Genomic DNA, 26309 nt, shown 5'->3' with positions numbered 1-26309 from the left:
AGGAATCCCATGCTGGACAGACGCAGATTTTTGATGAGCACCGCAGCCGTGGGTGCCGGGCTGATGACGTCGCATCTTTCTCCCGCTTTCGCCGAAGGCGCGCCCCAGATACAGCTCTTCGTGCCTGCCGCACCGGGTGGTGGCTGGGACCAGACGGCGCGCACGATCGACCAGGTGCTGCGCAGTGAAAAGCTCATCTCGGGTTCGCAGATCACCAATGTCGGCGGCGCCGGCGGGACTGTCGGGCTGCCGCAATTCATCAGCCAGTGGAACGGCAAAGGCAATTCCCTGATGGTTGCCGGCATGGTCATGGTTGGCGCCATCATTGCCAACAAGGCCGCCAACAATCTGACGCAGGTCACCCCGATCGCCCGCCTTACCGGCGAGTTCGAGGCCTTGGTCGTGCCGGCGGAGTCGCCGTTCAAGACGGCCGCTGATTTCGTCGCCGCGCTCAAGGCCGATCCGACAAAGGTTCCTGTCGCCGGCGGCTCCGCAGGCGGTTCCGATCACATCCTGTTCGGCCTGATTGCCAAGACTGTCGGCGTGCCGGCGACAAACCTGTCCTACGTGCCGTTCGCCGGCGGCGGTGAGGCGTTGTCGGCGCTGCTCGGCAACCAGGTCGCGGCCGGCATCTCCGGCTTTGGCGAGTTCTCCGAGCAGGTCAAGGCGGGCGCGCTGCGGCTGCTCGCCATCTCGGCAGACAAGCGCCAGGACGGCATCGATGCGCCGACGCTGAAGGAGGCCGGCATCGATGTCGAACTGTTCAACTGGCGCGGCGTCTTCGCACCGCCGGGCATTTCCGACGCCGACAAGGCAGCGATGATCACCCTCATCGAGACCATGGCCAAGAGTGACGCGTGGGCGACCGAATGCAAGAACCGCAACTGGACGCCGATCCTGCTCACCGGCGACGACTATGCGAAGTTCGTCACCGAGGATTCAGCCCGCATCGAGGCGATCCTGAAGGATCTCGGGCTCGCCTGATCCATCGTCATAGGGGCGGCGCAGGTCGCCCCTTCTCGCATGAAATGCAAGCCGGCATGACCCTGCGGTGGGGAGCAAGCATGCGGCGCCGGGCATTTTCGCCAACCATACTTGGCCAGCTCTCCTGGGGAGGACAATCATGAGCACCAGCGACCAGCAGCCGGCGCCGTCGCGGCTTGCCGTGCCGGAATTGTTGATAGGCATCGGGCTCCTGGCCTGCGCCGGCGCCGTTGCCTGGCAGACGCTGGCGATCCCGGTGTCGCCGCTCTACTCCAAGGTCGGCCCGACCGTCTTTCCCTACCTTACCATGGTTGGCCTGGTGGTACTTTCGCTGTTGCTCATCCTTGCCGCGCTTCGCGGCGGCTGGCAGCCGGAGGAGGAAAAGGAGACGCCGACCGACTGGAAGGCAATGGGCTTCGTCGTTATCGGCCTGATCGCCAATCTGCTGCTCATCCAACCGCTCGGCTTCACGGCGGCATCCGTCATCATGTTCGTGCTCGTCTGCTACGGCTTCGGCAGCAAGCGTACGCTGCGGGACGTCGTGCTCGGCCTTATCCTGGCGCTGGCCGCCTATTTCGGCTTCGCCAGGGCGCTCGGCGTCAACATCGGTGCCGGTTTCATCGAGAACCAGCTGAACACGGTCATCGATGCGTTCATCACCATGTTGAGGGGCTGACGCCATGGAAACGCTCGGACATCTGGCACATGGCTTCTCGGTCGCCTTCACCCCGGTCAACCTTCTGTGGTGCCTGCTCGGCACCACGCTTGGTACCGCCATCGGTGTGCTGCCCGGTCTTGGGCCGGCGCTGACCATCGCGCTGCTTTTGCCGATCACCTATCAGGTGGCGCCGGAGGCATCCTTCATCCTGTTTGCCGGCATCTATTACGGCGCCATGTACGGCGGCTCGACGACGTCGATCCTGCTCAACACGCCCGGCGAAAGCGCCACCATCGTCACCGCGCTGGAAGGCAACAGGATGGCGCGTTCCGGCCGCGGCGGTGCAGCCCTCGCCACTTCGGCGATCGGCTCATTCGTAGCCGGCACGATCGGCACGATGGGCGTCGCTTTCCTGGCGCCGGTGGTGGTCAAATTCGCGCTGGCCTTCGGTCCGGCCGAATATTTCTCGCTGATGGTGCTGGCCTTCATCACCGTCTCGGCGGTGCTCGGCTCGTCTTCCGTTCGCGGCCTGACCAGCCTGTTCGCAGGCTTCGTCATCGGCATGATCGGCGTCGACCTGCAGACCGGCCAGCCGCGCTTCACCTTCGGCATGACCGAACTGCTCGACGGCGTCGACGTCATCATCGCCGCCGTTGGCCTGTTTGCCGTCGGCGAGACGCTGTACATGGCCTCGCGCCGCTATGCCGGCAAGGACGAGATCGTGCCGCTGAAGGGCTCGCTCTACATGACGGCGGCCGAGTGGGGGCGTTCGTGGAAACCCTGGCTGCGCGGCGCCGCGATCGGCTTCCCGATCGGCGCCATGCCGGCCGGCGGCGCCGAAATCCCGACTTTCCTGTCCTATGCCATCGAAAAGAAGCTGTCGAAGCACAAGCAGGAGTTCGGCACGGTCGGCGCCATCGAAGGCGTTGCCGGCCCCGAGGCCGCCAACAATGCGTCCGCAGCCGGCGTGCTGGTGCCGATGCTGACGCTTGGCCTGCCGACCTCGGCGACGGCGGCGATCATGCTGTCGGCGTTCCAGAGCTACGGCATCAATCCCGGACCACTGCTTTTGACGACCCAGGGCGACCTCGTCTGGGGGCTGATCGCCAGCCTGTTCATCGCCAACGTCATCCTGGTCATCCTCAACCTGCCGCTGATCGGGCTGTGGGTGCGGCTGCTGAAAATCCCGGCGCCGCAGCTCTATGCCGGCATCCTGGTGTTCGCCACGGTCGGCACCTATGGCATTTCGCAATCGCCCATCGACCTCGTCATCCTCTATCTGCTGGGGGCCGCCGGTTTCCTGATGCGGCGGTTCGATTTTCCGACCGCGCCTGTCATCATCGGCATGATCCTTGGGCCGCTCGCCGAAACCCAGTTCCGCCGGGCGATGACCATCTCGAATGGCGACTGGTCCGTGTTCTACACCCACAAACTGTCGCTGACACTGCTGACGCTCGCCTTCATCGGTCTCGCCGGCCCGCATATCTGGGCCTTCATCGAGCATCGTCGTCGGCGCGGACCGGAGCATGTGCCCGGCGATGCCTGATCGATCCCTGATGCCATGACAGAACTGCTTTCCGGTATTCGCGTCCTCGACCTGACCAATGTCCTGGCCGGCCCCTATTGCGCCTACCAGCTGGCGCTGCTGGGCGCCGACGTGATCAAGGTCGAGGCGCCGCAAGGCGGCGACCTCGCCCGCCAGCTCGGCGGCTCGGCAAAGCTGAACAGCGCCGGCATGGGCGCCTCGTTCCTGGCTCAGAACGCCGGCAAACGGTCGGTTGTGCTCGACCTCAAGAAGCAAGCCGATCGCGAGCGCTTTTTCGATCTGGTGGCCAGCGCCGACGCACTGGTGGAGAATTTCCGCCCCGGCGTGATGGATCGGCTGGGGCTTGGCTACGAGGCACTGAAGACGGTTCGTCCGGGCCTCGTCTATTGCGCGATATCGGGTTTCGGCCAGACCGGGCCAATGCGCGATAATCCCGCCTATGACCAGATCATCCAGGGCCTGTCTGGGATCATGAGCATCACCGGCACACCGGAAGCGGCGCCGCTGCGGGTCGGCTATCCCGTCGCCGATACGCTTGGCGGACTGGTCGGCGCGTTCGCCATCGCCTCGGCGCTGGTGCGGCAGAAGACGAGCGGCGAGGGTGCCTTTCTCGACGTTTCGATGCTCGAATGCACACTTTCCGCACTTGGTTGGCCGGTTTCCAACTATCTGACCGCAGGTATCGACCCCATGCCGATGGGCAACGAGAACATGACGGCGGCACCCTCCGGTGCGTTTCGCACCGGCGACGGGCTCATCAACATCGCCGCCAACAAGCAGGAGCAGTTCGTGGCGCTGTGCCGGCTGATCGGCCGGCCGGAATTGGCTTCCGATGTCCGCTATGCAGAGCGCGAGACGCGCAAGCGCAACCGTGCGGCGCTTAAAGTCGAGATCGAGGACGCCCTGGCGGGCGCCTCGGCGGCGGCCTGGGAAGAGACGCTCAATCGCGCCGGCGTGCCTGCCGGCAGGGTGCTGACGATCCCGCAAGTGCTGGCCGAGCCCCAAGTCCTCGAGCGCCAGGTGACCGCGCATTTCGACGATGTGGCTGGCATGGACAAGCCGCTGACCGTTTTGCGCGGCGGCTTCATGGTCGATGGCGAGGCGCCCTTGCCGACAAAGCCGCCGCCGGCGCTCGGCGAACATATGAGCGAGGTGTTCGCCGACCTGCCGCCCCGCACCAGGACAAAGGCACGCGCATGAGCGGCACGGAGAAGAAGACGGGCCGTGAGCGCGGCGAGGAATGGTGGCAGACCGACATCATCGAGATGCGGCCAGGTGTCATCCGGCTGCGCGGCTACGAGATCCAGGATCTGATCGGCCGCGTCAGCTTTCCGGCTGTCATCTGGCTGATGCTGCGCGGCGAACTGCCCAGCGAGGACCAGGCAGAATTGCTCGGCATTGCCTTGGCTGCCGCCGTCGACCATGGACCGCAGGCGCCATCGATTGCCATCGCGCGCATGGCTGCAACCTGCGGCGTCGGTATCAACAGCGCCATGGCCTCGGCCATCAACGTTCTCGGCGACGTGCATGGAGGCGCCGGCGAGCAGGCGCTTTCCTTCTATGGTGACATTGCCGTGGCGATCGATGCCGGGATGACGCTGAATGAGGCGGTCTCGGCGCGGCTCGACCGGTTCTTCGCCGAGGAGAAGGGCTATGTGCCGGGGCTCGGACATCGCTTCCATCCCGTCGACCCGCGCGCGCCGCGCTTGCTGGAACTGACCCGCGAATTTGCCGCACGCGGTGCCGTCAATGGGCGTTTCGCCGATATCGCCGAAGCGGTCGAGGCGGACGTCGAACGCCGCAAGGGGAAAAAAATACCGCTTAACATCGATGGCGCCACCGCCGTCATCTATGGCGAACTCGGTTTTCCGCCGCCGCTGACGCGAGGGCTTTTCGTGCTGTCGCGCTCGGTCGGCATCCTGGCGCATGCCTGGGAGCAGTCGCAGCATGGCGAGCGAAACAAGGGGCCGCTGCCGCGCGAGTGGCTGTGGGCCTATACCGGCACGCCGGTGCGGCCGTTTCCCGAAAGCGATGACCCCGGCGAGTGAGGCTCTACGCCTGGTCCACCTGCACAGGGATCTTCAGCGTCTTCACCAACGTTGAAAGATCCGGCTCGTCGATGAGCATGGCCGCATCGGCTGGCGCCAGCCAGGCCCGCTGGCGTCGTTTGGCTTCCTGCCAGTCGGCCAGTTCCTCGCTCACCTCGAGCAGGTAGACGATGACGTCGACGCGGACAAAGCGATTGGCCAGCCGCTTCCAGTAGGAATAGGTGCCCGCCGGCTGCTTCAGCGTCTTGCCGAGCACGCCGGCTTCCTCCTGCGCCTCGATGGTGGCCGCCTTGCGTCCGCTCTTGCCCTTCATCGGCCAGCCCTTGGGGACGATGAAGCGCCTGGTGGTACGCGACGTGACCAGCATCACCTCGATGTCGCCACGCGCGGTCAGCCGGAAGGGAATAGCCGCCACCTGGCGGATTCTCTCGCCCTTCTTTGCCTTGCGTACGGCCTTTTTCTTGGTGGCTGCCATTCGTCAATCCAGTCGATGCAATGCCGCATAGCGCGACAAGGCGTCGTTGCAAAACCAAAACTTTCGCATGTGCCAACGACACTCGAAATACATAAGTCGGCTAAATAAACGAAAAAGGCCTTGATGTCAGCGGCAATTGCTCACGGCGGTGGTGCCGATTATCTGGGTCTGGCAGCTTGGCTTGAGCTGCTGCACGACCGGTGGCGGTTGCTGAAAGATCTGGCGGTCCTGGGCGCGATTCTGCTGCTGTTGCTGTTGATATTGCTGCCGCTGTATCCTGTTTTGCAGGATTTGCAGGTCGTTCTGCCGGATCAGCGCATTGTTGCCGGTAGCGGGATTGAGCGCTTGCGCGGAAGCCGGCAGGCAAACGCCCGCCAGCACTGCCGTGGCCAGCATTGCCACTGTGAAGATCGTTGATGGCCGAAGTGCCGACATCCGTTCATTCCCGCGCAAAAACTCTGTCCTTTGATATAGGGCGTTTGCGCGTCGATGCCATGGCCAGCGGGTCGAGTATCACGAAATCGGGCGGTCCAATCGCTTTGTTCTGCGATTTCGACCGCGAAACGGCAGATAGTCATCATATGATGACTATGAAACGTCGGTGGCTTTGGTCAGTGTTCCCCACGTAAATTTTTGGTTTCATCCGGCATAAGTTAATGTATTCTAATTGAGTCAGAGCTCCGCAAGTGGGAATACGGATGCCCTGTTTTAATGCATTGAACCTTATTGCACAGTGCCGGCATCCTTATTGCAATTGCATGAGCAGAGCATAGCGGTGGCGTCGGACTCAAGCAGGCATTGAGGCGCGCCCCCGTAAAATGGGGGGTAAGTGCATGGCTTTGTTCACAGAGCGCGTTGCCGTATTGTCGTGCGCATCGGCCGACGACGGTTCAGCCAAGGCATGTTCTGAGGAAGTTCTTCGTGATGCCGCGGCGACTCAGAAGGGTTTGCCCGGCCGGCCGAATCAATGTCTCGCCACTCTGCCCAAACGGATAGCTCGATTGCTTTGCGCTACGGCACTGGTGGGGCTGGTCTTTCCTTACGCTCAATCTCCGGTCCATGCGCAGCAATTGTCCATCAATACGGATGGTGCACCGGGCGACAATGGTGATGACGGAATCGGTACTGCTGACGCCGGAGATGGCAATTCGCCGGTGGCGCCGGCTACGGGAACGAATAGTGTCGGCCGCACGACCTCCGGGGAGGCCGCTTTCGTTGGCAGCGCCCGGGGTGGGCGCGGCGGCGATGGCGGCTCGGCTGTCCATGCAACAGCCGTCCCGCCTTTTGTGGAGATCAAGGGTGGTAAAGGCGGCGATGGCGCCAAGGGCGGAACCGTCGATATAACGAACAACGCATCTGGCGCCCTCGAAACATCGGGGGACAATGCTCCCGGCATATTGGGCGACGCCGGCGGTGGGGATGGTGGTAACGGCGCATGGGCATTCGCCATCGCGGTAGGCGGTAAGGGTGGCGTCGGCGGGCGGGGTGGCGATGGCGGCACGGCGACCGTGACCACTACGATCGAAAGCAATATCATCACGCACGGGGTCAATTCGAACGGCATCACCGTCAATTCCAGCGGAGGGCGCGGCGGCAATGGCGGCTTGGGCGCTGCGATCGGTGCCGGCAAGGGTGGCAATGGCGGCAATGGCGGTTTCGGCGGTGACGCGAAAGGCGATAATGCCGGCTCCATTTCCACGGACGGGGCTTTCTCGAAGGGTATGCTTGTGCGGTCGGCGGGCGGCGTTGCCGGTGATGGTGCAAGTGGTTTCGGTATCGTGGGTAACGGCGGCAATGGGGGCGTGCCGACAATCGGCGGCAATGCCGAGGGGATAAATTCCGGGACCATCACAACTCGGGGAGATTTTGCCAGCGGCATGGTCGTGCAGTCGGTGGGCGGTGGCGGCGGCGACGGCGGTGGCGGTCTAGGTCTGTTCGGCGGTGGCGGCGCGGGTACGGATGGCAATGACGGCCGGGCAGCCACGGGGACCAACACCGGCAACATCACCACCAGTGGCCTGGGCGCCATCGGCATGCTGGTCGAGTCGGTGGGCGGCGGCGGCGGCGATGGCGGCGGCGCTATAGGTCTCGTGTCGATCGGTGGCAAGGCAAGCGGTGGCGGCCAGGGCGATACGGCGACCGGCAATATTGGCGGCGTCATCAAGACCGGCGTCGATGGAAACGGCGGCGACGGCGCGCATGGCATTCTGATCCAGTCGGTCGGCGGTGGCGGCGGCAATGGCGGCTACGCCATCGGCGTAGCGCCTGCAATTTCGGTCGCCATCGGCGGTGGCGGCGGCACTGGCGGCAAGGGTGGCGTGGTCAACGTCAATCAGGCCGGCAACGGTGTGACCGTCGAGACGAACGGCCGTTCCGCTAGCGGCATCATCGCACAGTCGGTCGGCGGCGGCGGCGGCAATGGCGGCGGCGCCATTGCCATTGGCGGCCTGGTGGGTGTGTCGGTAGGCGGATCAGGCGATGCGGCGGGTGACGGCGACAAGGTGAATTACAACGTTGCGAACGCCAAGGTCACCACGCTCGGGGACGATTCCATCGGCGTGCTTATGCAGTCGGTGGGCGGCGGCGGCGGCAATGGCGGGTTTGCACTTTCCGGCTCGACCGTCGCAGCAGTGGGCGTCGGCGGCAGTGGCGGCAAGGCGGGTAAAGGCGGCGTGGTCGACGCGACCGTCGGCGGCACCGTCAACACCTCGGGGGATCGGTCGACCGGCATCGTTGCCCAATCGATCGGCGGCGGCGGCGGCAATGGCGGCTTTTCCGGCGCTGCCAGCTTCGGCGCCAGTGTGGGTGTCGGCGGCAGTGGCGCAGGCGGCGGCGATGCCGATGCCGTCACGCTGCGCACGGCTGATGGCGCGATGCAATCGATCACCACGGACGGCGCGGATTCGGCCGGCCTGATCGTGCAGTCGGTCGGCGGCGGCGGCGGCAATGGCGGCTTTTCCGGCACACTGTCGGCGATTGCCGGCTTCGGCATGGGGGGAAGAGGCGGCGCGGCCGGCAAGGGCGTGGCGACGGAAGCCACCTATAATGGTTCGGTCGAGACTTTCCGCGAAAGGTCGGCCGGTATCATCGTGCAGTCGATCGGTGGCGGTGGCGGAAATGGCGGCGGCCAGTTCGGCCTGAGCGTCAACGCAAGCGTGGGCATCGGTGGTTCGGGCGCGGGGGGCGGCGAAGCCGGGACGGCAAAGTTCTTCTCGACGACAACACTTGACGTCACGACCCATCAGTCGGACTCGGCCGGCGTCATCGTGCAGTCGGTCGGCGGTGGCGGTGGCAATGGCGGCTTCTCGTTGAACGGCGCGGGTCTTGTGGCTGCTGTCAGCATCGGCGGCAAGGCCGGCACTGCCAGCGATGCCAAGGCAGTGACGGTCGGCATCAATTCAGGGCTGATTCACACGCTTGGCGACCGCTCCACGGGTATCATCGCCCAGTCGATCGGCGGCGGCGGCGGCAATGGCGGCGGCACGGCTTCCGCCGGCCTCGGCGCCAACGTCACAATCGGTGGCAAGGGAGGTGGCGGCGGCACGGGCTGGACCGTCGATGTCACCAATGGCGCGGCGGTACACACCGAAGGTGTCCAGTCTCATGGCATCCTGGCGCAGTCGATCGGCGGCGGTGGCGGCTCAGGCGGATTTGCCGTCTCGGTTGGCGGGCCGTCCTTCTCGCTTGGCGGCGATGGCGCGTCGGGCGGCGGGAGCAAGAAGGTCTATGTCGAAAACACAGGCCTGATCAGCACGGACAAGGATATGTCGATCGGCATCTTCGCGCAGTCGGTCGGCGGCTCGGGCGGCGACGGCGGGTTTGCGATGGCGGCCGGCGCCTTTGCCGCGGTCGGCATCGGTGGCAAAGGCGGGGCCGGCGGCGCGGCCGGCGAGGTAGAGGTCAAGAACACCACCAACATCACGACGGTGGGCTCCCTCTCACACGGCATTCTCGCCCAGTCGGTCGGCGGCGGTGGCGGCAATGGCGGATCTGTCGGAACGTTTGCCGTCGGTCTGTTCGGCGCCGCTTCCGTGGCGATCGGCGGCGGTGGCGGCGATGGCAATCTCAGCAACCAGGTCACGGCCACCCACAAAGGTGACATTCATGTCGGCGGCATGGGCTCGAAGGCCATCCTTGCGCAATCGGTCGGTGGCAGTGGCGGCAACGGCGGTTCGGCTTATTCAGGCGCGGTCAGCGCTGGTCTCTACGTGTCCGCCTCGGTCGGGGTTGCCGTGGGTGGCGAGGGCGGCAACGGAGGCAACGGTGGAAAGGTAACGGTTCGGGCTGATGGCAACCTGATTGCCGACACCGACGCAGCCGGTTCCGGCGGCATCGTTGCCCAGTCCATCGGCGGCGGCGGCGGCAATGGCGGCCGCGCTGCCACGATTTCGGGTGCAGCCAGCACGGGGGTCAGCGTTTCACTCGGTGTCACTGTTGGCGGCTGGGGTGGCGACGGTGGCAAGAGCGACCTCGTCATGGTCGACAGCGGCATGAATGGCGGCGGCAGCATCGTTACCAAAGGCGCCAACGCGATCGGCATCCTCGCGCAATCGGTGGCCGGCAGCGGCGGCAATGGCGGCGATTCCTGGGGAGCTGCAGGCGGCTTCGGGGTCAACGCCAGCATCAATGCGACGGTCACCATCGGTGGCGGCGGAGGCAAGGGCAACATCAGCGGCGATGTCGCCGTTCACAACGCCATGACGATCAAGACGGGTGGGGACATGAGCACCGCGATCGTTGCCCAGTCGATCGGCGGCGGCGGCGGCAATGGCGGAGCAACCAATGGCGCGACGGCCGATCTCGGTACAGAAAACGGCGTCAACGTCGCCGTCAACGTTGGTGTTGGCGGGGCGGGTGGCACAGGCAACAAGTCCGGTGCCGTGGATGTTACGAATTCCGCCAATTTGACCACCGACGGCGACTATTCGTCCGGCATTGTTGCCCAATCGATCGGCGGCGGTGGCGGCATGGGCGGTGCGACAAACACGCAGGCCTTCCACGTCGGCGGCACCGCCGGCACGAGCGTTACCGCAAATGTCAGCATCGGCGGCAATGGCGGCGAAGGCAACGATGCCGCCTGTGCCGCGGACGCAGGTGGCAATGCCACTTGTTTCGATGGCAAGGTCGGTGTCGCAGTCGATAATTCGGGCGAGATCCGCACAAGCGGGTTCAACTCGGTCGGCATCCTCGCCATGTCCATCGGCGGCGGTGGCGGCGGCGGCGGCTCGGCTTCGACCAAAGAGGATATCGTCGGCCCAGGCGATGCTGGCGAGACTTCGGTCGGTATCGGCGCGGCGATCGCCCTCGGTGCCGGCGGCGCCGGCAATGGCGGCACGGTTTCGGTGACCAACCGCAATCTGATCGTCACGGACGGCGCCGATTCCTATGGCATCAGCGCCAATTCGATCGGTGGCGGCGGCGGTGTCGGCGGCTCGTCCAGCTCTGGCGTGCTTGGCACTTACGCAATCGGCGGCTCGCTTGGCGGTGCGGGTGGCAAGGGCGGCAATGGCAACCAGGTCGATGTCGTCAATATGGCCGGCGCAACGATATGGACCAAGCAGGAGCGCTCGATAGGCATCTTCGCGCAGTCGGTCGGTGGCGGCGGCGGCGCAGGTGGTGCCGGCGAAAGCAAGGGCAAGAGCGATGGCGGTGAGGTCGCGGTAAACCTGTCGCTTGGCGGCTCGGGTGAGGTCGGCGGCAACGGCGGCAAGGTCAATGTCGAAAACAGCGGCATAATCCAGACCGACAAGGCCAATTCCCACGGCATCCTGGCGCAGTCGATCGGCGGCTCCGGTGGCGTCGGCGGCGCGTCCGGCACGTCATCCACCGACTCGAAGATCGCCATCACGCTGAGCCTCGGCGGCGCCGGCGGCGCTGGCGGTACCAGCGACAAGGTTCACGTCCAGAACTTCCAGAGCGGTTCGATCCTGACGCAGGACGACAACTCGCACGGCATCTTCGCACAGTCGGTGGGCGGCGGCGGTGGTGCGGGTGGCGCTGGCTCGACGGAGACCGGTAAGGCCGAGACGGCCGTTACCATGTATATTGGCGGCCAAGGCGGCAGTGGCAGCATCGGTGGTGAGGTCGAGGTCAACAACTTCGGCAAGATTGAAACACTGGGCTATATCTCGCACGGCATTTTTGCGCAGTCGATCGGCGGTGGCGGTGGTGCCTCGGGTGCCGCGACCGGCGCATCGGAAGCAGACATGACAATCGGTGGCGGTGCCAGCATACCCAACGGGATTCCGATCCCGGTGGTCGGCGACCCCAACGACCCCGACAACGAGGCCGGTGGTGGCAAGGTCACCGTCACCAACGATGGCGAGATCATCACACACAAGGATGGGTCATACGGCATCTTCGCCCAGTCCATCGGCGGCGGTGGCGGATATGGTGGTACGGTTTCGTCCGACTTCGCCGGGTCCGATTCCTTTGCTCTCAGCCTGGGCGGCAAGGGCGGCAACGGCGGCGATGGCGGAGATGTGAGGGTTGAGGTTTCCGGATCGATCGAAACCTTCGGCGCCCGCGCGCATGGCGTCGTGGCGCAGTCGGTGGGCGGCGGCGGCGGTGTCGGCGGCGACGCAAAAGGTAAAACCTCGAACGCGCTCGGCATCGGCGGCCTTGGCGGCAATGGCGGCGATGGCGGCGACGTGACCGTGATCCGCACCGGCACCATCACCACGCATGGTGTCGATGCGGTCGCCATCATCGCTCAGTCGGTCGGCGGCGGCGGCGGCATCGGCGGTGCCGGCTTTGGGCGCTTCGGCGCCACGGCGGATGGCGGCAGCGGCATCGACAACAACACCATCGGCTTCAACACATTTGCGGGTGCCAAGGGCAATGGCGGCACGGTGACCATCCAGCAGGACGGCGAGATCGTCACCTATGGCGAGCGGGCGCACGGCATCGTGGCCCAGGCGGTGGGCGGCGGCGGCGGCCTGGCCGGCACGCTCTCCACCGGCGCTGCCGGTTCCGGCGGTGGCATCGGCGATGCCGCGGCGGCGACGGCGACGGCCATGAGCCAGGTCTGGGTCAAGGGTGCGAGCTCGTATGCCATGTTCGGACAGAGCGCGACCGGCATCGGCGACGCGCACGCGGTTACGCTGACCGCGGGCGACAGCCTGTTCGCGCAGGGTGCTGGTTCCGTGGCCGCCTACGGCGAAAGCACAGCCAACGGCGCGAAAGGCAACATCACCATCAATCTCAACGGTCATTACACGATTGGCGGCGCCGGAACCGGCGTTGCCGCCATGCTCGTCGGCGGCGCCAACAACGCGCTGACCAACCACAGCCTGCTCTACGCAATGGGAGCGACGCCGACATTCGAGATCCAGGCAGCGGATATCCAGGCATTCCAGACCTTCCTGTTGGCGCCCGGTCCCGTCGTGCCGACCAATGCGATCCTGGAATCGCTGCTCGATGATTTCAGTCCGCTGGCCATTACCGGCACGTCGGGTGATGACCATGTCGACAATTCGCCGCTGGGCGACGCGCTGGGACGCGTCGTCGGCAACATCGATCTCGGCGGCGGCAACAACAGCTTCCACAATTTTGCCGATGCCTCGATGGTCGGACTGAAAACCATCGATCTCGGCGGCGGGCTGTTCACCAATGACGGGCTCTATACCAACCAGGGCATCGGCGTGGTGGCGAAGGTGGATGTCGGCGGCGGCTTCAAACAAAACCTCTCCGGCGATTTCGTCACCGATGTGGATCTCAACAACCAGATCACGGATGCCCTGGCACTAACGGCGGCCGGTGACTTCAACGGCGAAGCGCCGCTGAATTTCCTGTCGATCGATAAGCTGTTCACGGAATATGTGGTCGCCAATGGCTCGGGGATGACCGACTCCGGCATAGCAGCGAAGACCTTGCATCCGGCAGTGGGCTTCAACTTCCAGTTCCGGGTGGATGGCGGCACCGATCTCGTTCTTTACGCCGACAACCCGACATTCCTGGAACTGGCGCAGGATCCGGGGTCCGGCACCACCGATCCCGGCGTGTTCCAGATGGCGCAGTACCTTGACGATGTCGAGGCAGCATCGACCCCGGACAACCCGATGGCCAGGCTGATCAACATGCTGCGCTTCCTGCCCAATGAAGAGGAACTGGGTGCAGCATTGACCCGGCTCACACCGCATTATGCCGTGCATACGTTCGACATGATCAACCGCGAAGCCGACATGATGCTGGAAGCGGCGCGTGAGTGTACTGGCGTGCCTGCCTACAAGAATCCCGACGGCCGCTGCGTCTGGGCAACGATCAGCCCGCAGGCCGAGTACGGCCGCGACGCGGGTGCTGGCACTACAAGCCGCGACGACGTCCTGAAGACGATGTCGCTTGGCGGCATTGGCGAGATTGGCCAGAACTGGTCGCTTGGCGCCACCATCGGCCGCACAGAGTTCGATTCCAAGATCGGCTTTGATGGAGACCTGCTGTCGGAGACCACCGGTGAGGCCTGGCAGGCCTATGCGCTGGCCAAATATACCAACAAGAATTACTTCGTGGACTTTGCACTCGGTGGCGGCACGGGCTCGTTCAAGGGCGAACGCGACACCCATATCGACCCGGCATTCTACATTCCGGGCGAAACGTTGGCGGGTGATTATCTCGACGAGGTAATGCTGCCTGGCATCGGCAGCAGCGTCACCTACACACAGAAGACCGCGATGTTCGGCGGCTCGGCGCGGTTGGGTTTCACCCGGGAGATGGGCGCGTTCTATCTGCAGCCGACAGTGCAGTTCGACGCGCGCTGGCTGCGTGTCTCAGGCACGGAGGAGGGTTCGGTCGCCGCCTTCAACTTCGATGGCTCGGCCAACACCTACTATTCTGCAACCCCTGCAATCGAGATCGGCACCGACATCGCGCTCAGCGACATTGCCAGCCTTCGCGTCTACGGCAAGGCCGGGGCGGAGTTTTCCAACAAGGAGTGGGAAATCGAAGGTCGCTTCGCGGCGGCGGAGAATCTGCCTGGCAACCCCGCATTGCACTTGACGGAGGCCGTCGATTCGCCGCTCTATCGGGTCGGCGCCGGCCTTGAACTGAATGGCGTCAATGGCGTCGGCATGTCCGTCAGATATAATGGCGCCTTCGGCGAAACGGTTAAACAGAACGCGATCAGCGCGTCTCTCAAGGTCAGCTTCTAGCTGGCCCGAGGCGGAGCCGGGCGGGAGGGGTCTTGATGAGGAAGTTCGCGTATTTCGTGGCGATGCTGGGTGTTGCCTGCACCGTCGGTGTGCCGGCCGTGGCGGCGCAAACCAAGAGCGACAAGGCGGTCGCGGCACCGGCTGCCGCCGATGCGCCGCAGTTGCCCGGTGGCGCGTCGGCACTGTCCGAAACCCACGGCGACTGGACGGTCAATTGCCAGATATCAGGCGCGACCAAAACCTGCAGCCTGTCGCATCAGCAATTCAACAAGCAAAACAATCAGCGCCTGCTGGCGATCGAGCTGTCGAGCAAGACCGGCGAGGATGCCACGGGAACGCTTGCGCTGCCGTTCGGCCTGGCGCTGGCCAAGGGGGTGAGCCTGACCATCGACGATCAGAAGCTGGACGGCAGCCTGGCGTTCAACACCTGCCAGGTCGTCGGCTGTCTGGTGCCGGTGGTGTTCGATGCGACTGTCACGCCGCTGCTGAAATCAGGCACCACGCTGAAGATCGACGCTTTCGCGGCAGACACCGGACAAGCGGTGAGCTTTTCCATTCCGCTCAACGGCTTCGCCGGCGCACTTGCCCGAACCGCGGAGCTTTTGACCAATTGATGTGAGCCGCAGGACTTAAAGCGCGCGCCGCCTGAACGCAGTCTCGCGGCAGGGCGGTGCGTCACTGCAGCAGAACATTTTTCAGTCAAACGACGATTGTTTTAAGCCGTTCGGCGATCAGGGCGGCAAGCCGAGCCGCCACTTCGTCCTTGCTCATCTCCGGCCATTCCTCGACACCGGCCTTTGACACGATCCGCACCCGGTTGCGATCGCCGCCCATCACGCCCGAAGAGCCGACGCCGCTTCCCTGCGACACGTCGTTGGCAACGATGAGATCGGCGCCTTTCTTCTTGAGCTTGGCCTCGGCGTTGCGCAGGAGATCCTGTGTCTCGGCGGCGAAGCCGATAACCAGGCCGGGTCGCTGGCTGTGATGGCCGACGCCGGCGAGAATGTCGGGATTCTCGACCATGCGCAGCACCGGCGGCCCTTCGCCCGCGACCTTCTTGATCTTCTCACCGGCCGAGTTCTCGGTGCGCCAGTCGGCCACGGCGGCGACGAACACCGCCGCATCTGCGGGCAAGAGCCGTTCCACCGCGTCGCGCATCTCCTGCGCCCGCTCGACGTGAATGGTCTTCACTCCGGGGGGATCGGCGATGCCGACAGGGCCGGAGACGAGGCGCACATCGGCGCCGAGCCTGGCCAGTGCTGCCGCGATCGCATGGCCCTGCTTGCCGGACGAGCGGTTGGCGATGTAGCGCACCGGGTCGATCGGCTCATGGGTCGGGCCGGAGGTGACGATGATCTTGCGCCCCGACAGCGGCCTGGGGCCGACATCGAGCAGCGCCTCGACCGCGGCAACGATCTCCAGCGGCTCGGCCATGCGGCCTTCGCCCGCCTCATTGCTTTCGGCCATCTCGCCCCTGGCCGGACCGACGAAGGTGACGCCGTCCTTCTGCAGCGTCGCGCGGTTGCGGCGGGTGGCCGGATGCGCCCACATTCTGGGGTTCATGGCCGGCGCCATCAGCACCGGCTTGTCGGTGGCGACAAGCACGGTGGAGGCCAGATCGTTGGCGTGGCCGTTTGCGAGCTTCGCCATCAGGTCGGCGGTGGCGGGCGCCACCACCAGCAGATCGGCCTCGCGCGACAGCCTGACATGGCCGACATCGTGTTCGTCATTGCGGTCGAACAGCTCGGTGAAGACATGGTCGGCGGAGAGCGCGCCGACCGACAGCGTGGTGACGAATTCCTGCGCGGCCGATGTCATGACCACCCGAACCGCAGCCCCGCGCTCGCGCAGCCGGCGGATCAGATCCAGCGCTTTGTAGGCGGCGATGCCGCCGCCGATGATGAGCAGGATGCGCTTGCCGGAGAGGCTCATGCACCCTCCCAAGGATTGACTATGCTGATACCGCAATCGGAAAAGTCAGCAACATTTCTAGTCACCACCGCAAAGCCCCGCGAGCGAGCAACCGAGGCGATCTGTGCGTCAAATTCGCGTATAGGACGTCCCAGAAATCGTCTGTTCGAAACAATCTCCGCGTAGGCTTCGGCTTCGCGGTCACCGAACGCGAGCACTGGGGTCTTGAGCCATTTGGTGAAAAAGGCCCCGATGACACTACCCAGTGCAGCCTTACGCGTTCCGTCCGGCATGTTCGCAAGCCCAACGAGCAGCTCTGCCTTGGTCATCGCCGTGACATATGAGCGGGTTGCGAGCGAGCTATCCATCCAGGTAGCCACCCCTGCATCCGGCCGTGGTTTGAAGGTTTCCGAGATAACATTCGTATCCAGCACGAACATGGTTAGTCAAATTTCAGTGGCTCGCGCGTAGGGCCGCGCTCCGGCAACTCGACATCGAAACCGCCATGGGGCTCAACCAGCCTACGAATCGCGGCATAGAGTGACTCTCCCCGAGGGTCTTGGTCCACACCGTCCGAAAGAACACTCTTGGCAAGAACGCTACGCGCTTCCTCTTCCATGGAGACTCCCCTCACGGCAGCTCGCTCACGCAGTTTCTGCTTCACGTTGGTGTCGAGATTGCGGATGGTAAGTGTGCTCATGTTTTTGCTCCTTACCTCAACGTAATCCATGAAAGCGATGCTTTCAATGATAGCAATGCCGGCACTGCTGTCACCGAGAACTCAGATCATCTTCCAGGCGATATAGACCAGCGTCACGGCAATCACCCAGAGTGCCCAGCGGCCGGAACGGCTGTAGCGCGCCTCGGCCTTGCCGATGGCGTGGGCGGTGGTCTCGTCGAAGCGCAGGCCGTGCTCGGCCATCAGGTCGATCTCGCGCGACAGCCGGTCAGTGCGCGCCGCAAGCTCGGGCACCTGGCGGGCCAGCGTCAGCAGCGCCTTGGCGCCATCGCGCGCATCCATCATCATGCCACGCGGCCCAAGATTGCCTGATATCCAGTCGCCGACCACCGGCTCGGCAGTCTTCCACATGTTGAAGGCCGGGTCGAGCGTGCGCGCCACGCCCTCGACCACCACCATGGTCTTCTGCAGCAGGATCAGTTCGGGCCGCGTCGCCATGTCGAAGAGCTCGGTAACCTCGAACAGCAGCGTCAGAAGCTTGGCCATCGAGATGGTCTCGGCCGGCTGGCCATGGATCGGCTCGCCGATCGCCCGGATCGCCTGCGCGAAGGCCGCGACATTGTGCTGGCGCGGCACATAGCCGGCCTCGAAATGGACCTCAGCGACGCGCAAATAGTCCCGCGTGATGAAGCCGTAGAGGATTTCGGCGAGGAAGCGGCGCTCCTTCTTGCCGAGCCGGCCGGCAATGCCGAGATCGACGGCAACGATGGTGCCGTTCGCCTCGACGAACAAATTGCCCGGATGCATGTCGGCGTGGAAAAATCCGTCGCGCAGCGTGTGGCGCAGGAACGACTGGATCAGGTTGGTGGCGATGGTTTTCAGATCGTGGCCCGCCGCGACCAGTCCGGCAATGTCGTTCATCTTGACGCCGTCGACCCATTCCATGGTCAACACGTCGCGGCCGGTACGCTCCCAGTCGACGGACGGCACGCGAAAGCCGGGGTCGTACCTGGTGCTTTCGCCGAGCTCCGAGAGGGCCGCCGCCTCGAGGCGAAGATCCATCTCGATCTTGGTGGTCTGTGCCAGCGTCTGCGTGACCTCGACCGGCCGCAGCCGGCGGGACGAGGGGATGTATTTCTCCTGCAGGCGAGCGGCAAGGAAATAGCTTTCGAGATCCTGGAAGAAGCGGCGGCGCACGCCGGGCCGGATCACCTTGACCGCCACCTTGGTGGCAACGCCGTCATGCATGGCATCGGCGGCATGGACCTGGGCGATGGAGGCGGCGGCGACCGGATCGCCGAATTGCGCGTAGAGATCGCCGACTTTGCGCCCGAGCGAGGCTTCGATGGCCGCTATGGCTTCGGCCTTCGGAAAGGTGTGCATCTTGTCCTGCAACATGGCGAGATCGAGCGCCATGTCGTTGCCGACGACGTCGGGCCGCGTCGCCAGGAACTGGCCGAGCTTTACATAGGAGGGACCGAGCCGGACGACCGCCTTGGCCAGCCGGTCGCTGCGCTCATAGGCCAGCGCGCGGCGGCGCGTGAACAGCCGTGCCATCCGCCAGCCGAACTTCGGCAGGCCGGACAGTTCCTCACCCGGCAGAGCGGCGACGACACCCTCGCGGACCAGCACCCAGCCGGCCCTTACGAGCCGGAATCCTGCACTGACATTGCTCATGGCAGCGCCAACCCTGCCGGCTCTTTGAACCGGCATAGCACGCGTCGATTGTGAGAAATGCGGTCCGGCCTCAAAGCTTCCAGCCCGAATGAAGTGCTGCAATACCGCCGGAATAGTTGCGGAAGGAAACGCGGTCGAAGCCGGCGCGGGAAATCATCGTCGTGAAATTCTGCTGGTTGGGAAACCTGGCGATCGATTCGACCAGATAGGAATAGGGCTCGCCGTCGCCGGTGACCATCTTGCCGATCTTTGGAATGGCGTTGAACGACCAGGCTTCATAAGCCTTGTCGAGCAGCGGCATCTCGACCTCGGAAAATTCCAGGCACAGGAAGCGCCCACCGGGCTTCAGCACGCGAAACGCTTCGCCCAAGGCCACCTCGATGCGCGGTACGTTGCGGATGCCGAAAGCGATGGTATAGGCATCGAATGTGGCATCAGGGAAGGGCAGTTCCTCGGCATTGGCCTCGACGAAATCGGTGTTGCCGGACAGGCCCTTCTTTTCGGCCCGGTCGCGGCCGACAGCCAGCATCGAGCCATTGATGTCGAGCACAGTGGCATGGGCATTGCCGTGGCTGGCATCGACGATGCGAAAGGCAATGTCGCCGGTGCCTCCGGCAACGTCGAGCACCTTCCAGCCCGCCCGTTTAGGCGGATTGAGCCAGGTGACCATGGCGTCCTTCCACAGACGGTGCAGGCCGGCCGACATCAGATCGTTCATCAGGTCGTAGCGGTTGGCGACCTTGTGGAAAACATCGTTGACCAGGGACTGCTTGTCGCCAGCCCCTACACGCTTGAAACCATAGGAGGTTTCCATGCCGCCCGCGGCCGTGGTTCTCTCAACTGACATTTTTTTGATCCGTCATAAAACCGGCGGGACCATAGCCGATCGATGGTGCGGGCGCTATTGTTTAAGGCGCGGTGTTCAGCCGCGCTTCCAGGTGGCGGGTTTTCGAGACCTGGACGGACCGACGGGATGATTGAATGCCTTTGAAAGCGGAACTGCACTGCCACATCGAAGGGGCAGCGGCGCCCGAACTCGTCATCCGCCAGGCGCAGAAATACGGCAAGGACACCTCGCCCTATATCCAGAACGGTTCCTTCGTCTGGCACGATTTCACCTCCTTCCTGGCGGCTTATGATTTTTCCGCCGATCTGTTCCGGACCGAGGAGGACTATGCGCGGCTGGCCGACCACTATCTGACCAGCCTTGCCCGCGATGGCGCCATCTATTCCGAGGTGTTCACCTCGCCGGACCACGCTAAAAAAGCCGGCCTGTCGCCCAAGGCCTATACCGACGCGCTCGGCGAAGGCATGGCCCGCGCCAAGGCCAAGACCGGCATCGAGGGCCGCATGATCGTCACCGGCGTGCGCCATGTCGGCGTCGAGTCGATCGAGCAGGCGGCGCGCTTCGCGGCGCGCTGCGGGCATCCGCTGGTCACCGGTTTCGGCGTTGCCGGCGATGAGCGGATCGGTGATATGGAGGACTATGTCAGGGCTTTCGAGATCGCTCGCGAAGCCGGGCTCGGCATCACCATCCATGCCGGCGAACTGACGGGCTGGGAGACCGTCCAGGCGGCGCTGGATCACATCCGTCCGTCCCGCATCGGCCATGGCGTGCGCGCCATCGAGAACCTGGACCTCGTCCGGCGCATCGCCGACGAGGGCATCGTGCTGGAATGCTGCCCCGGTTCCAACATCGCGCTCAAGGTGTTCGACAGTTTCGCCGATCATCCGTTTCCGGCCCTGCAGGCGGCAGGCTGCAAGGTGACGCTCAATTCCGACGATCCGCCCTATTTCTGGACCTCGCTCAAGCGTGAATACGATATCGCTGCCGAGCATTTCTCGATGAACGACAAGGCGCTGACCGCCGTCACCAGAACGGCCATCGAGGCCGCTTTCGTCGATAGAAAGACAAAGACGGCACTTCTTGCCCGGTTGAACAGCGCGGCACGCTGATTTCCGCCGACAAAGCTGTGGTCGGTGCGGGCCAAGCGGTTCCTTGGCCGGCGCATTGCCGCTAGGATTCGCCCAGGCAGCTTGAAGCGCGGCGCGTCCGAAAGGGCGATGCGCGCATTTTCGGGCGCAGGCATCAGGAGAACACCATGCAGGGCGTCACCGTCGTCGACCACCCGCTTGTCCAGCACAAGCTGACCATCATGCGCAAGAAGGAAACCTCGACGGCGGGCTTCCGCCGGCTGCTGCGCGAAATCTCGCTGCTGCTCGGCTACGAGGTCACCCGCAATCTCGAACTGACGACGACGACCATCGAAACGCCGATGGAAACGATGGAAGCGCCGACGCTCGAGGGCAAGAAACTGGTCTTCGCCTCGGTGCTGCGCGCCGGCAACGGCTTGCTGGAAGGCCTGCTCGACCTGGTACCGGCGGCGCGCGTCGCCCATGTCGGTCTCTACCGCGATCACGAAACGCTGGAGGCGGTCGAATATTTCTTCAAGGCGCCGAGCGACCTCGCCGACCGGCTGGTGATCGTCGTCGATCCGATGCTGGCCACCGCCAATTCGGCGATCGCGGCGATCGACAAGCTGAAAGAGCGCGGCGCCACCAACATCCGTTTCCTTTGCCTGCTGGCGGCGCCCGAAGGCATCGAGCGCTTCATCAAGGCGCATCCGGACGTTCCCGTCTTCACCGCTTCGATCGACCGCCAGCTCAACGAGAAGGGCTACATCATGCCCGGCCTCGGCGACGCCGGCGACCGCATGTACGGGACCAAGTAATATCAGACCAAGTCGCCTGGTACGATTTACCAAATATTTACGCAAAGGCGCGGTTTTGGCGCGCGTTAAAGCGGCAAACACCATCCGGGCTTAACGATCGGCTGTCACTACAGCGCCGCGCGTCCGTTTCGGACGCGCAAAGGACGCTGTAGCACTTTGATTTTGTGCATGAGCCTTTCCGAAAATCGTTCCCGATTTTCGGGGTCATGCGGCGAGGCCGATCCATGCTGCGCAAACTTCTGATCCTCGCCGTTTTCGCCGGTACATCGGCATCGATACCGATTGTGTATCAGTCGAATCCGCAACTCGTCGAAAACCTGCTGAGGTCGGCGGTGCCGGGCAAACAAGCGGTCGAAGCCCAGCCGAACGTCAACCTGGCATCGGTGCCCAACAAGCCCGCGGCACCGCTGCCGATGGGCCGCAAGGTCCTCGTCGCGGCAGACGAACGCGGGCATTTCTCGTCACCCTTCAAGCTCAACGGACGTCAGGTCGACGGCATGATCGACACCGGCGCCACATTGGTCGCCATCAACATTTCGACGGCACGCAGGATCGGCCTGTCGCTGAACGCTTCCGACTTCAACCGCGAGGTCAACACCGCCAACGGCACCATCAAGGCGGCCGTGGCCATGATCGACCGCCTGCAGATCGGCAGCATCACCGTCAATGACGTCCAGACCATCGTGCTCGACGACAGGGCGCTGCGCACCAATCTGATCGGCATGAGCTTCCTCAACCGGCTCGACAAATACCAGGTCGAGAACGGCACGCTGCTGCTCGTCCGGTAAGGCTATTCGTTTTCCAATTTCCCAAGGGAAAGCGCTATGCGCTTTTTCCCAGGGAGAACCGTTTCACACTTTTCCTGGAATTGCTCTAGCCGCGCGGCAGAATCCGCCGGATGACCGACTTGTCGGCGGGCGGCTTCGAGGCGCCGACCATATAGGCCGAAAGCACGGTTGCCGCGGCGGCCTCGGCATCGGCCGATGAGCGGGCATGGATCAGCGCCAGCGGCTCGCCGATCCCAACCTCCGCACCGACCGGCAATAGTCTGGTGATGCCGACCGCAGGGTCGATCTGGTCGTCCGGCCGCGTGCGTCCACCTCCCAGGCCGACCACGGCGAGCCCGATATCGCGGGTGGCGATGCCGGTGACGAAGCCATTTGCGGTCGCCTTGACGGCAAGTTCGATCGCCGCCGCAGGCAGATATTTTTCCGGTTTCTCGATGAAATCGGCGGGGCCGCCAAGCGCGGCCACCATGCGTGCGAAAGTGGCGGCGGCGCGGCCGCTGGCGAGCGTCTCGGTGGCGCGCCGCATGCCATCCTGATTGGACGACACCAGCCCGGCCGACTGCAGCATTTCGGCGGCCAGCGCCAGCGTCACATCTTCGAGCCGACGGTCACGATACCGGCCGGTGAGGAAATCGACGGCGTTGCGCACCTCGACTGCGTTGCCGGCGGCCGACGCCAGCGGCTCGTTCATGCCGGTGATCAACGCCGAGGCCTTCAGTCCGGCGCCGTTGGCGATCTCAACCAGGCTGTTGGCGAGTGCGGTGGCGTCGCGCGATTTTTCCATGAAGGCGCCGTTGCCGACCTTGACGTCGAGCACCAGCGATTGCAGCCCGGCCGCCAGCTTCTTCGACAGGATCGAAGCGGTGATCAGCGGCACCGATTCGACCGTGCCGGAGACGTCGCGGATCGCATAGAGTCGTCGATCGGCGGGTGCGAGGTCGGCGGTCTGGCCGATGATGGCACAGCCTGTTTCGAGCACCGCCTTGCGAAACAGCGCGACATCGGGCTGGCTGATGTAGCCCGGGATGGCATCCATCTTGTCCAGCGTACCGCCGGTGTGGCCAAGGCCACGGCCCGAGATCATCGGCACATAGGCGCCGCAGGCGGCGACGATCGGCGCCAGCATCAGCGAGACATTGTCACCGACGCCGCCGGTCGAATGCTTGTCGGTGACCGGACCTGGCAGGTCCGACCAGTCGAGCACATCGCCGGAATCGCGCATCGCCAGCGTCAGCGCCACGGCCTCGTCGCGGTTCATGCCGTTGAAGAACACCGCCATGGCGAAGGCGCCGGCCTGGCCGTCGGTAACGGCGCCTGACGTCACGCCCGCGACGAAGCCGGCGATCTCCTCCTCCGACAGCCTGAGGCCATCGCGCTTGCGGCGGATGATTTCCTGGGGAAGCATCAGATCTCCAGCAGTCCGTCGCGGAACACGCGCTGCAGGACCGTCGCCAGCCGCGCGCCGCCGACCGGCGCCATGTCCTTGGTCTCCTGGTGCGAAAGCTCGGCCCCGGTCATGCCGGCCGCCAGATTGGTGATGACCGAACAGGCGGCGACGCGCAGTCCGAGGAAGCGGGCGAGAATGACCTCCGGTACGGTCGACATGCCGACCGCATTGGCGCCCATGATGCGCGCCATGCGGATTTCGGCCGGCGTTTCGAAGCATGGGCCGGAGAACCACATATAGACGCCCTTGTGCAGGGTGGTGCCGGTCGCTTTTGCCGCCCGCTCGATGGCCTGGCGGATGCCGGCATCATAGGCTTCGGTCAGGCCGACGAAACGCCGGTCGCTTGGTTCGCCGATCAGCGGGTTGGTGCCCGAGAAATTGATGTGGTCCGATATCAGCATCACCGAGCCCGGCGGCATGTCCGGATCGACCGAGCCGGCGGCATTGGTGAGGATCAGTTTCGTGATGCCGATGCCGGCAAGCACTTCCAGCACCGGCCGCATCGCCGCGGCGTTGCCGTGCTCATAGTAATGGGCACGGCCCGACAGCAGCAGCACCGGCACGCCGGCAAACAGCCCTGCCACCACTTCGCCGGCGTGCCCGGTGACACCGCTTCTGGGAAAGCCGGGCAGGTCGGCATAGGAGATGCGGATCGGGTCCTCGATCTGGTCGACCAGACCGCCGAGGCCCGAGCCGAGCACCAGTGCCGTGGCCGGCGCCAGGCCGTCCAGCCTTTCGACGAGATGATCCAGGGCTTTTTCCGTCATCGTTGCCAGCTGTTCATTTGAGCCTGTTGCTCATTTCAAAATATCGCCGCGGAAGCCGTAAGGCAGCATGTCGCCCATGGTCACGGTTTCGGCCACACCCGCATTGTCGCAGAGATAGAGCTTTGTTTCCGGCCGGCAGAATTCGGCAAGCCGCTGGCGGCAGCCGCCGCAAGGCGAGCATTTGGCCATGCGTTCGGCAAGCACGGCGATTTCCACGATCTTGCCGCCGCCGCCCATGATGTAGTGGCCGAGCGCCGTGGTCTCGGCGCACCAGCCTTCCGGATAGGAGGCGACTTCGATGTTGGCGCCGGTAAAGACGCGACCGTCCTCGGTGCGCAAGGCAGCGCCGACCGGAAACTTAGAATAGGGCGCGTAGGCCTTGGCCATGGCGGCCTTGGCGGCCTCGAACAGATCATGCGACATTCAGCGTTCTCTCCGATGATCGTGTTCAAAACCCCGCGCAAAGCCGACCCGTCGCTCAACGTTCCTTGACATAAGGCACGCCGCCGGCGCGTGGCGGAATGGCCTTGCCGATGAAGCCGGCGAGCAGGATGACGGTGAGGATGTAGGGCAACGCCTGCATGAACTGCGCCGGCACCTTGCCGATGACGGGCAGCGGGGATCCTTGCAGGCGGATCGACGCAGCGTCCAGGAAGCCAAACAGCAGGCAGGCGAACATGGCGTTGACCGGCTTCCACTTGGCGAAGATCAAGGCTGCCAGCGCGATATAGCCCTTGCCGGCAGTCATGTCCTTCACGAAGCCGCCATTTTGCACCATCGACAGGTAGGCGCCGGCAATGCCGGTGAGGATGCCGGTGCAGATCAGCGCCCGGTAGCGCAGCCAGGCGACCGAGATGCCGGCGGTGTCGACGGCGGCCGGGTTCTCGCCGACGGCGCGAAGGCGCAGGCCGAAGCGGGTGCGAAACAGCACCCACCAGGTGAACGGCACCATCAGGAAGGCAAGATAGACCAGGATCGAGTGGCCCGACAGGAGTTCGGCATAGACCGGTCCGATGATCGGCACGTCGCGGATGGCCTCGGCGCCCGGCAAGGTGATGGCCTCGAAGCGCTCGCCCGGTTGCAGCGCCGGCGTGCGCCCGCCCTGCTGGAACCAGGCCTGGCCGAGGATGATGGTCGAGCCGGCGGCGATGAAATTGATCGCCACGCCGGAGACGATCTGGTTGCCGCGATGAGTGATCGAGGCAAAGCCGTGGATCATGGCGAAGGCGACCGAGATCACGACCGCCATGCCGAGGCCGAGAAAGGCCGAATGGAACACGGAAGCTGCGGCCGCTCCGGCGAAGGCGCCGACAAGCATCTTGCCTTCGAGGCCGATGTCGAAGATGCCGGCGCGTTCCGAATAGAGCCCGGCGAGGCAAGCAAGCAGCAGCGGCACCGAGAGGCGGATGGTGGAGTCCAGTGTCTGGATGATCGCGTTGAACACATCCATC

21 protein-coding genes are annotated in these 26309 nt (G+C 64.4%); 10 read left to right on the top strand and 11 right to left on the bottom strand.

The genetic code is table 11. The annotated features are described in order from the left end of the window. Positions 1 to 9: 9 nt before the first annotated feature. From P3C39_RS25165 to P3C39_RS25145, 5 genes are all read left to right on the top strand, one after another. Positions 10 to 984 carry a tripartite tricarboxylate transporter substrate-binding protein gene (locus tag P3C39_RS25165; RefSeq protein WP_027161341.1) on the top strand — a complete coding sequence of 325 codons (975 nt, stop codon included), beginning with the start codon at positions 10 to 12 and terminating at the stop codon, positions 982 to 984. Between the two features lie 139 nt (positions 985 to 1123). Further along, entirely contained in the window at positions 1124 to 1660 is a 537-nt protein-coding gene (locus P3C39_RS25160; RefSeq protein ID WP_027161342.1) for a tripartite tricarboxylate transporter TctB family protein, read from the top strand. A gap of 4 nt (positions 1661 to 1664) precedes the next feature. Next, positions 1665 to 3188, top strand: a complete 1524-nt coding sequence (locus P3C39_RS25155) for a tripartite tricarboxylate transporter permease (RefSeq protein WP_013529613.1) — start codon at positions 1665 to 1667, stop codon at positions 3186 to 3188. Between the two features lie 15 nt (positions 3189 to 3203). Beyond that, on the top strand, positions 3204 to 4388 hold the full coding sequence (locus P3C39_RS25150; protein WP_013529614.1) for a CoA transferase: 1185 nt from the start codon (positions 3204 to 3206) through the stop codon (positions 4386 to 4388). Beyond that, positions 4385 to 5236, top strand: coding sequence for a citryl-CoA lyase (locus tag P3C39_RS25145; protein WP_013529615.1), 852 nt, complete (start codon positions 4385 to 4387; stop codon positions 5234 to 5236). Before P3C39_RS25150 ends, P3C39_RS25145 begins: the two co-directional genes overlap by 4 nt. A gap of 4 nt (positions 5237 to 5240) precedes the next feature. Here P3C39_RS25145 and P3C39_RS25140 read toward each other — a convergent pair whose 3' ends face one another. Both P3C39_RS25140 and P3C39_RS25135 read right to left on the bottom strand, forming a co-directional pair. After that, positions 5241 to 5711, bottom strand: a complete 471-nt coding sequence (locus P3C39_RS25140) for an NUDIX hydrolase (RefSeq protein WP_013529616.1) — start codon at positions 5709 to 5711, stop codon at positions 5241 to 5243. 126 nt (positions 5712 to 5837) lie between these two features. Further along, the gene (locus P3C39_RS25135) at positions 5838 to 6146 is read right to left on the bottom strand and encodes a hypothetical protein (RefSeq protein ID WP_013529617.1); all 309 of its coding nucleotides are present in this window, start codon (positions 6144 to 6146) and stop codon (positions 5838 to 5840) included. A 635-nt stretch (positions 6147 to 6781) separates the two neighbouring features. On the opposite strand from P3C39_RS25135, the gene P3C39_RS25130 reads away from it, so the two are divergent. Together P3C39_RS25130 and P3C39_RS25125 are read left to right on the top strand one after the other, a co-directional pair. Beyond that, complete coding sequence (locus tag P3C39_RS25130) at positions 6782 to 14857, top strand: autotransporter outer membrane beta-barrel domain-containing protein (protein ID WP_275954503.1); 8076 nt, start codon at positions 6782 to 6784, stop codon at positions 14855 to 14857. 35 nt (positions 14858 to 14892) lie between these two features. After that, positions 14893 to 15471 (top strand): invasion associated locus B family protein, encoded by a 579-nt coding sequence (locus tag P3C39_RS25125; protein WP_024502803.1) that lies wholly within the window; start codon positions 14893 to 14895, stop codon positions 15469 to 15471. An 85-nt stretch (positions 15472 to 15556) separates the two neighbouring features. Here the strand turns inward: P3C39_RS25125 and coaBC are convergent, their stop codons facing one another. From coaBC to ubiE, 5 genes are all read right to left on the bottom strand, one after another. Continuing rightward, entirely contained in the window at positions 15557 to 16789 is a 1233-nt protein-coding gene (gene coaBC / locus P3C39_RS25120; RefSeq protein WP_275954502.1) for a bifunctional phosphopantothenoylcysteine decarboxylase/phosphopantothenate--cysteine ligase CoaBC, read from the bottom strand. After that, a complete protein-coding gene (locus P3C39_RS25115; protein WP_024502801.1) occupies positions 16786 to 17208 on the bottom strand; it encodes a type II toxin-antitoxin system VapC family toxin in 423 nt (140 codons plus the stop codon). The genes coaBC and P3C39_RS25115 overlap by 4 nt, the downstream gene beginning before the upstream one ends. Before the next feature lie 2 nt (positions 17209 to 17210). Next, on the bottom strand, positions 17211 to 17468 hold the full coding sequence (locus tag P3C39_RS25110; RefSeq protein WP_013529622.1) for a plasmid stability protein: 258 nt from the start codon (positions 17466 to 17468) through the stop codon (positions 17211 to 17213). 81 nt (positions 17469 to 17549) lie between these two features. Continuing rightward, a complete protein-coding gene (ubiB, locus tag P3C39_RS25105) occupies positions 17550 to 19124 on the bottom strand; it encodes a 2-polyprenylphenol 6-hydroxylase (RefSeq protein WP_275954501.1) in 1575 nt (524 codons plus the stop codon). 70 nt (positions 19125 to 19194) lie between these two features. Next, on the bottom strand, positions 19195 to 19971 hold the full coding sequence (ubiE, locus tag P3C39_RS25100) for a bifunctional demethylmenaquinone methyltransferase/2-methoxy-6-polyprenyl-1,4-benzoquinol methylase UbiE (RefSeq protein ID WP_024502799.1): 777 nt from the start codon (positions 19969 to 19971) through the stop codon (positions 19195 to 19197). Positions 19972 to 20105: 134 nt separating this feature from the next. Between ubiE and P3C39_RS25095 the strand changes: the two genes are divergently transcribed. From P3C39_RS25095 to P3C39_RS25085, 3 genes are all read left to right on the top strand, one after another. Continuing rightward, a complete protein-coding gene (locus P3C39_RS25095; RefSeq protein WP_064995582.1) occupies positions 20106 to 21080 on the top strand; it encodes an adenosine deaminase in 975 nt (324 codons plus the stop codon). A gap of 146 nt (positions 21081 to 21226) precedes the next feature. Further along, positions 21227 to 21856 carry a uracil phosphoribosyltransferase gene (gene upp, locus P3C39_RS25090; RefSeq protein ID WP_013529626.1) on the top strand — a complete coding sequence of 210 codons (630 nt, stop codon included), beginning with the start codon at positions 21227 to 21229 and terminating at the stop codon, positions 21854 to 21856. 224 nt (positions 21857 to 22080) lie between these two features. After that, a complete protein-coding gene (locus P3C39_RS25085) occupies positions 22081 to 22644 on the top strand; it encodes a TIGR02281 family clan AA aspartic protease (protein ID WP_275954500.1) in 564 nt (187 codons plus the stop codon). Positions 22645 to 22729: 85 nt separating this feature from the next. On the opposite strand, the gene deoA is transcribed toward P3C39_RS25085, so the two are convergent. The 4 genes from deoA to P3C39_RS25065 are packed head-to-tail and all read right to left on the bottom strand — an operon-like array spanning position 22730 to position 26308. Next, on the bottom strand, positions 22730 to 24049 hold the full coding sequence (deoA, locus tag P3C39_RS25080) for a thymidine phosphorylase (RefSeq protein ID WP_275954499.1): 1320 nt from the start codon (positions 24047 to 24049) through the stop codon (positions 22730 to 22732). Continuing rightward, on the bottom strand, positions 24049 to 24858 hold the full coding sequence (locus P3C39_RS25075) for a purine-nucleoside phosphorylase (protein WP_064995584.1): 810 nt from the start codon (positions 24856 to 24858) through the stop codon (positions 24049 to 24051). Before P3C39_RS25075 ends, deoA begins: the two co-directional genes overlap by 1 nt. A gap of 30 nt (positions 24859 to 24888) precedes the next feature. Further along, on the bottom strand, positions 24889 to 25281 hold the full coding sequence (cdd, locus tag P3C39_RS25070) for a cytidine deaminase (RefSeq protein ID WP_013529630.1): 393 nt from the start codon (positions 25279 to 25281) through the stop codon (positions 24889 to 24891). A 55-nt stretch (positions 25282 to 25336) separates the two neighbouring features. Next, complete coding sequence (locus tag P3C39_RS25065) at positions 25337 to 26308, bottom strand: ABC transporter permease (RefSeq protein ID WP_275954498.1); 972 nt, start codon at positions 26306 to 26308, stop codon at positions 25337 to 25339. Between the last annotated feature and the right edge of the window lies 1 nt (position 26309).

The organism is Mesorhizobium sp. XAP4 (assembly GCF_029269325.1).
Lineage (GTDB): Bacteria > Pseudomonadota > Alphaproteobacteria > Rhizobiales > Rhizobiaceae > Mesorhizobium > Mesorhizobium ciceri.
The sequence above is the reverse complement of the archived record's forward strand: the minus strand, read 5'-3'. Positions and strand labels throughout refer to the sequence as shown.

Bases quoted from the DNA above. Each gene is read 5' to 3' on its own strand.
- upp (WP_013529626.1), top strand. From the start codon at position 21,227: ATGCAGGGCGTCACCGTCGTCGACCACCCGCTTGTCCAGCACAAGCTG.
- P3C39_RS25165 (WP_027161341.1), top strand. From the start codon at position 10: ATGCTGGACAGACGCAGATTTTTGATGAGCACCGCAGCCGTGGGTGCC.
- P3C39_RS25150 (WP_013529614.1), top strand. From the start codon at position 3,204: ATGACAGAACTGCTTTCCGGTATTCGCGTCCTCGACCTGACCAATGTC.
- P3C39_RS25140 (WP_013529616.1), bottom strand. From the start codon at position 5,711: ATGGCAGCCACCAAGAAAAAGGCCGTACGCAAGGCAAAGAAGGGCGAG.
- deoA (WP_275954499.1), bottom strand. From the start codon at position 24,049: ATGCTTCCCCAGGAAATCATCCGCCGCAAGCGCGATGGCCTCAGGCTG.
- P3C39_RS25075 (WP_064995584.1), bottom strand. From the start codon at position 24,858: ATGACGGAAAAAGCCCTGGATCATCTCGTCGAAAGGCTGGACGGCCTG.
- P3C39_RS25125 (WP_024502803.1), top strand. From the start codon at position 14,893: ATGAGGAAGTTCGCGTATTTCGTGGCGATGCTGGGTGTTGCCTGCACC.
- P3C39_RS25110 (WP_013529622.1), bottom strand. From the start codon at position 17,468: ATGAGCACACTTACCATCCGCAATCTCGACACCAACGTGAAGCAGAAA.
- cdd (WP_013529630.1), bottom strand. From the start codon at position 25,281: ATGTCGCATGATCTGTTCGAGGCCGCCAAGGCCGCCATGGCCAAGGCC.
- P3C39_RS25095 (WP_064995582.1), top strand. From the start codon at position 20,106: ATGCCTTTGAAAGCGGAACTGCACTGCCACATCGAAGGGGCAGCGGCG.
- P3C39_RS25155 (WP_013529613.1), top strand. From the start codon at position 1,665: ATGGAAACGCTCGGACATCTGGCACATGGCTTCTCGGTCGCCTTCACC.
- P3C39_RS25145 (WP_013529615.1), top strand. From the start codon at position 4,385: ATGAGCGGCACGGAGAAGAAGACGGGCCGTGAGCGCGGCGAGGAATGG.
- P3C39_RS25115 (WP_024502801.1), bottom strand. From the start codon at position 17,208: ATGTTCGTGCTGGATACGAATGTTATCTCGGAAACCTTCAAACCACGG.
- ubiE (WP_024502799.1), bottom strand. From the start codon at position 19,971: ATGTCAGTTGAGAGAACCACGGCCGCGGGCGGCATGGAAACCTCCTAT.
- ubiB (WP_275954501.1), bottom strand. From the start codon at position 19,124: ATGAGCAATGTCAGTGCAGGATTCCGGCTCGTAAGGGCCGGCTGGGTG.
- P3C39_RS25065 (WP_275954498.1), bottom strand. From the start codon at position 26,308: ATGGATGTGTTCAACGCGATCATCCAGACACTGGACTCCACCATCCGC.
- P3C39_RS25160 (WP_027161342.1), top strand. From the start codon at position 1,124: ATGAGCACCAGCGACCAGCAGCCGGCGCCGTCGCGGCTTGCCGTGCCG.
- coaBC (WP_275954502.1), bottom strand. From the start codon at position 16,789: ATGAGCCTCTCCGGCAAGCGCATCCTGCTCATCATCGGCGGCGGCATC.
- P3C39_RS25135 (WP_013529617.1), bottom strand. From the start codon at position 6,146: ATGTCGGCACTTCGGCCATCAACGATCTTCACAGTGGCAATGCTGGCC.
- P3C39_RS25085 (WP_275954500.1), top strand. From the start codon at position 22,081: ATGCTGCGCAAACTTCTGATCCTCGCCGTTTTCGCCGGTACATCGGCA.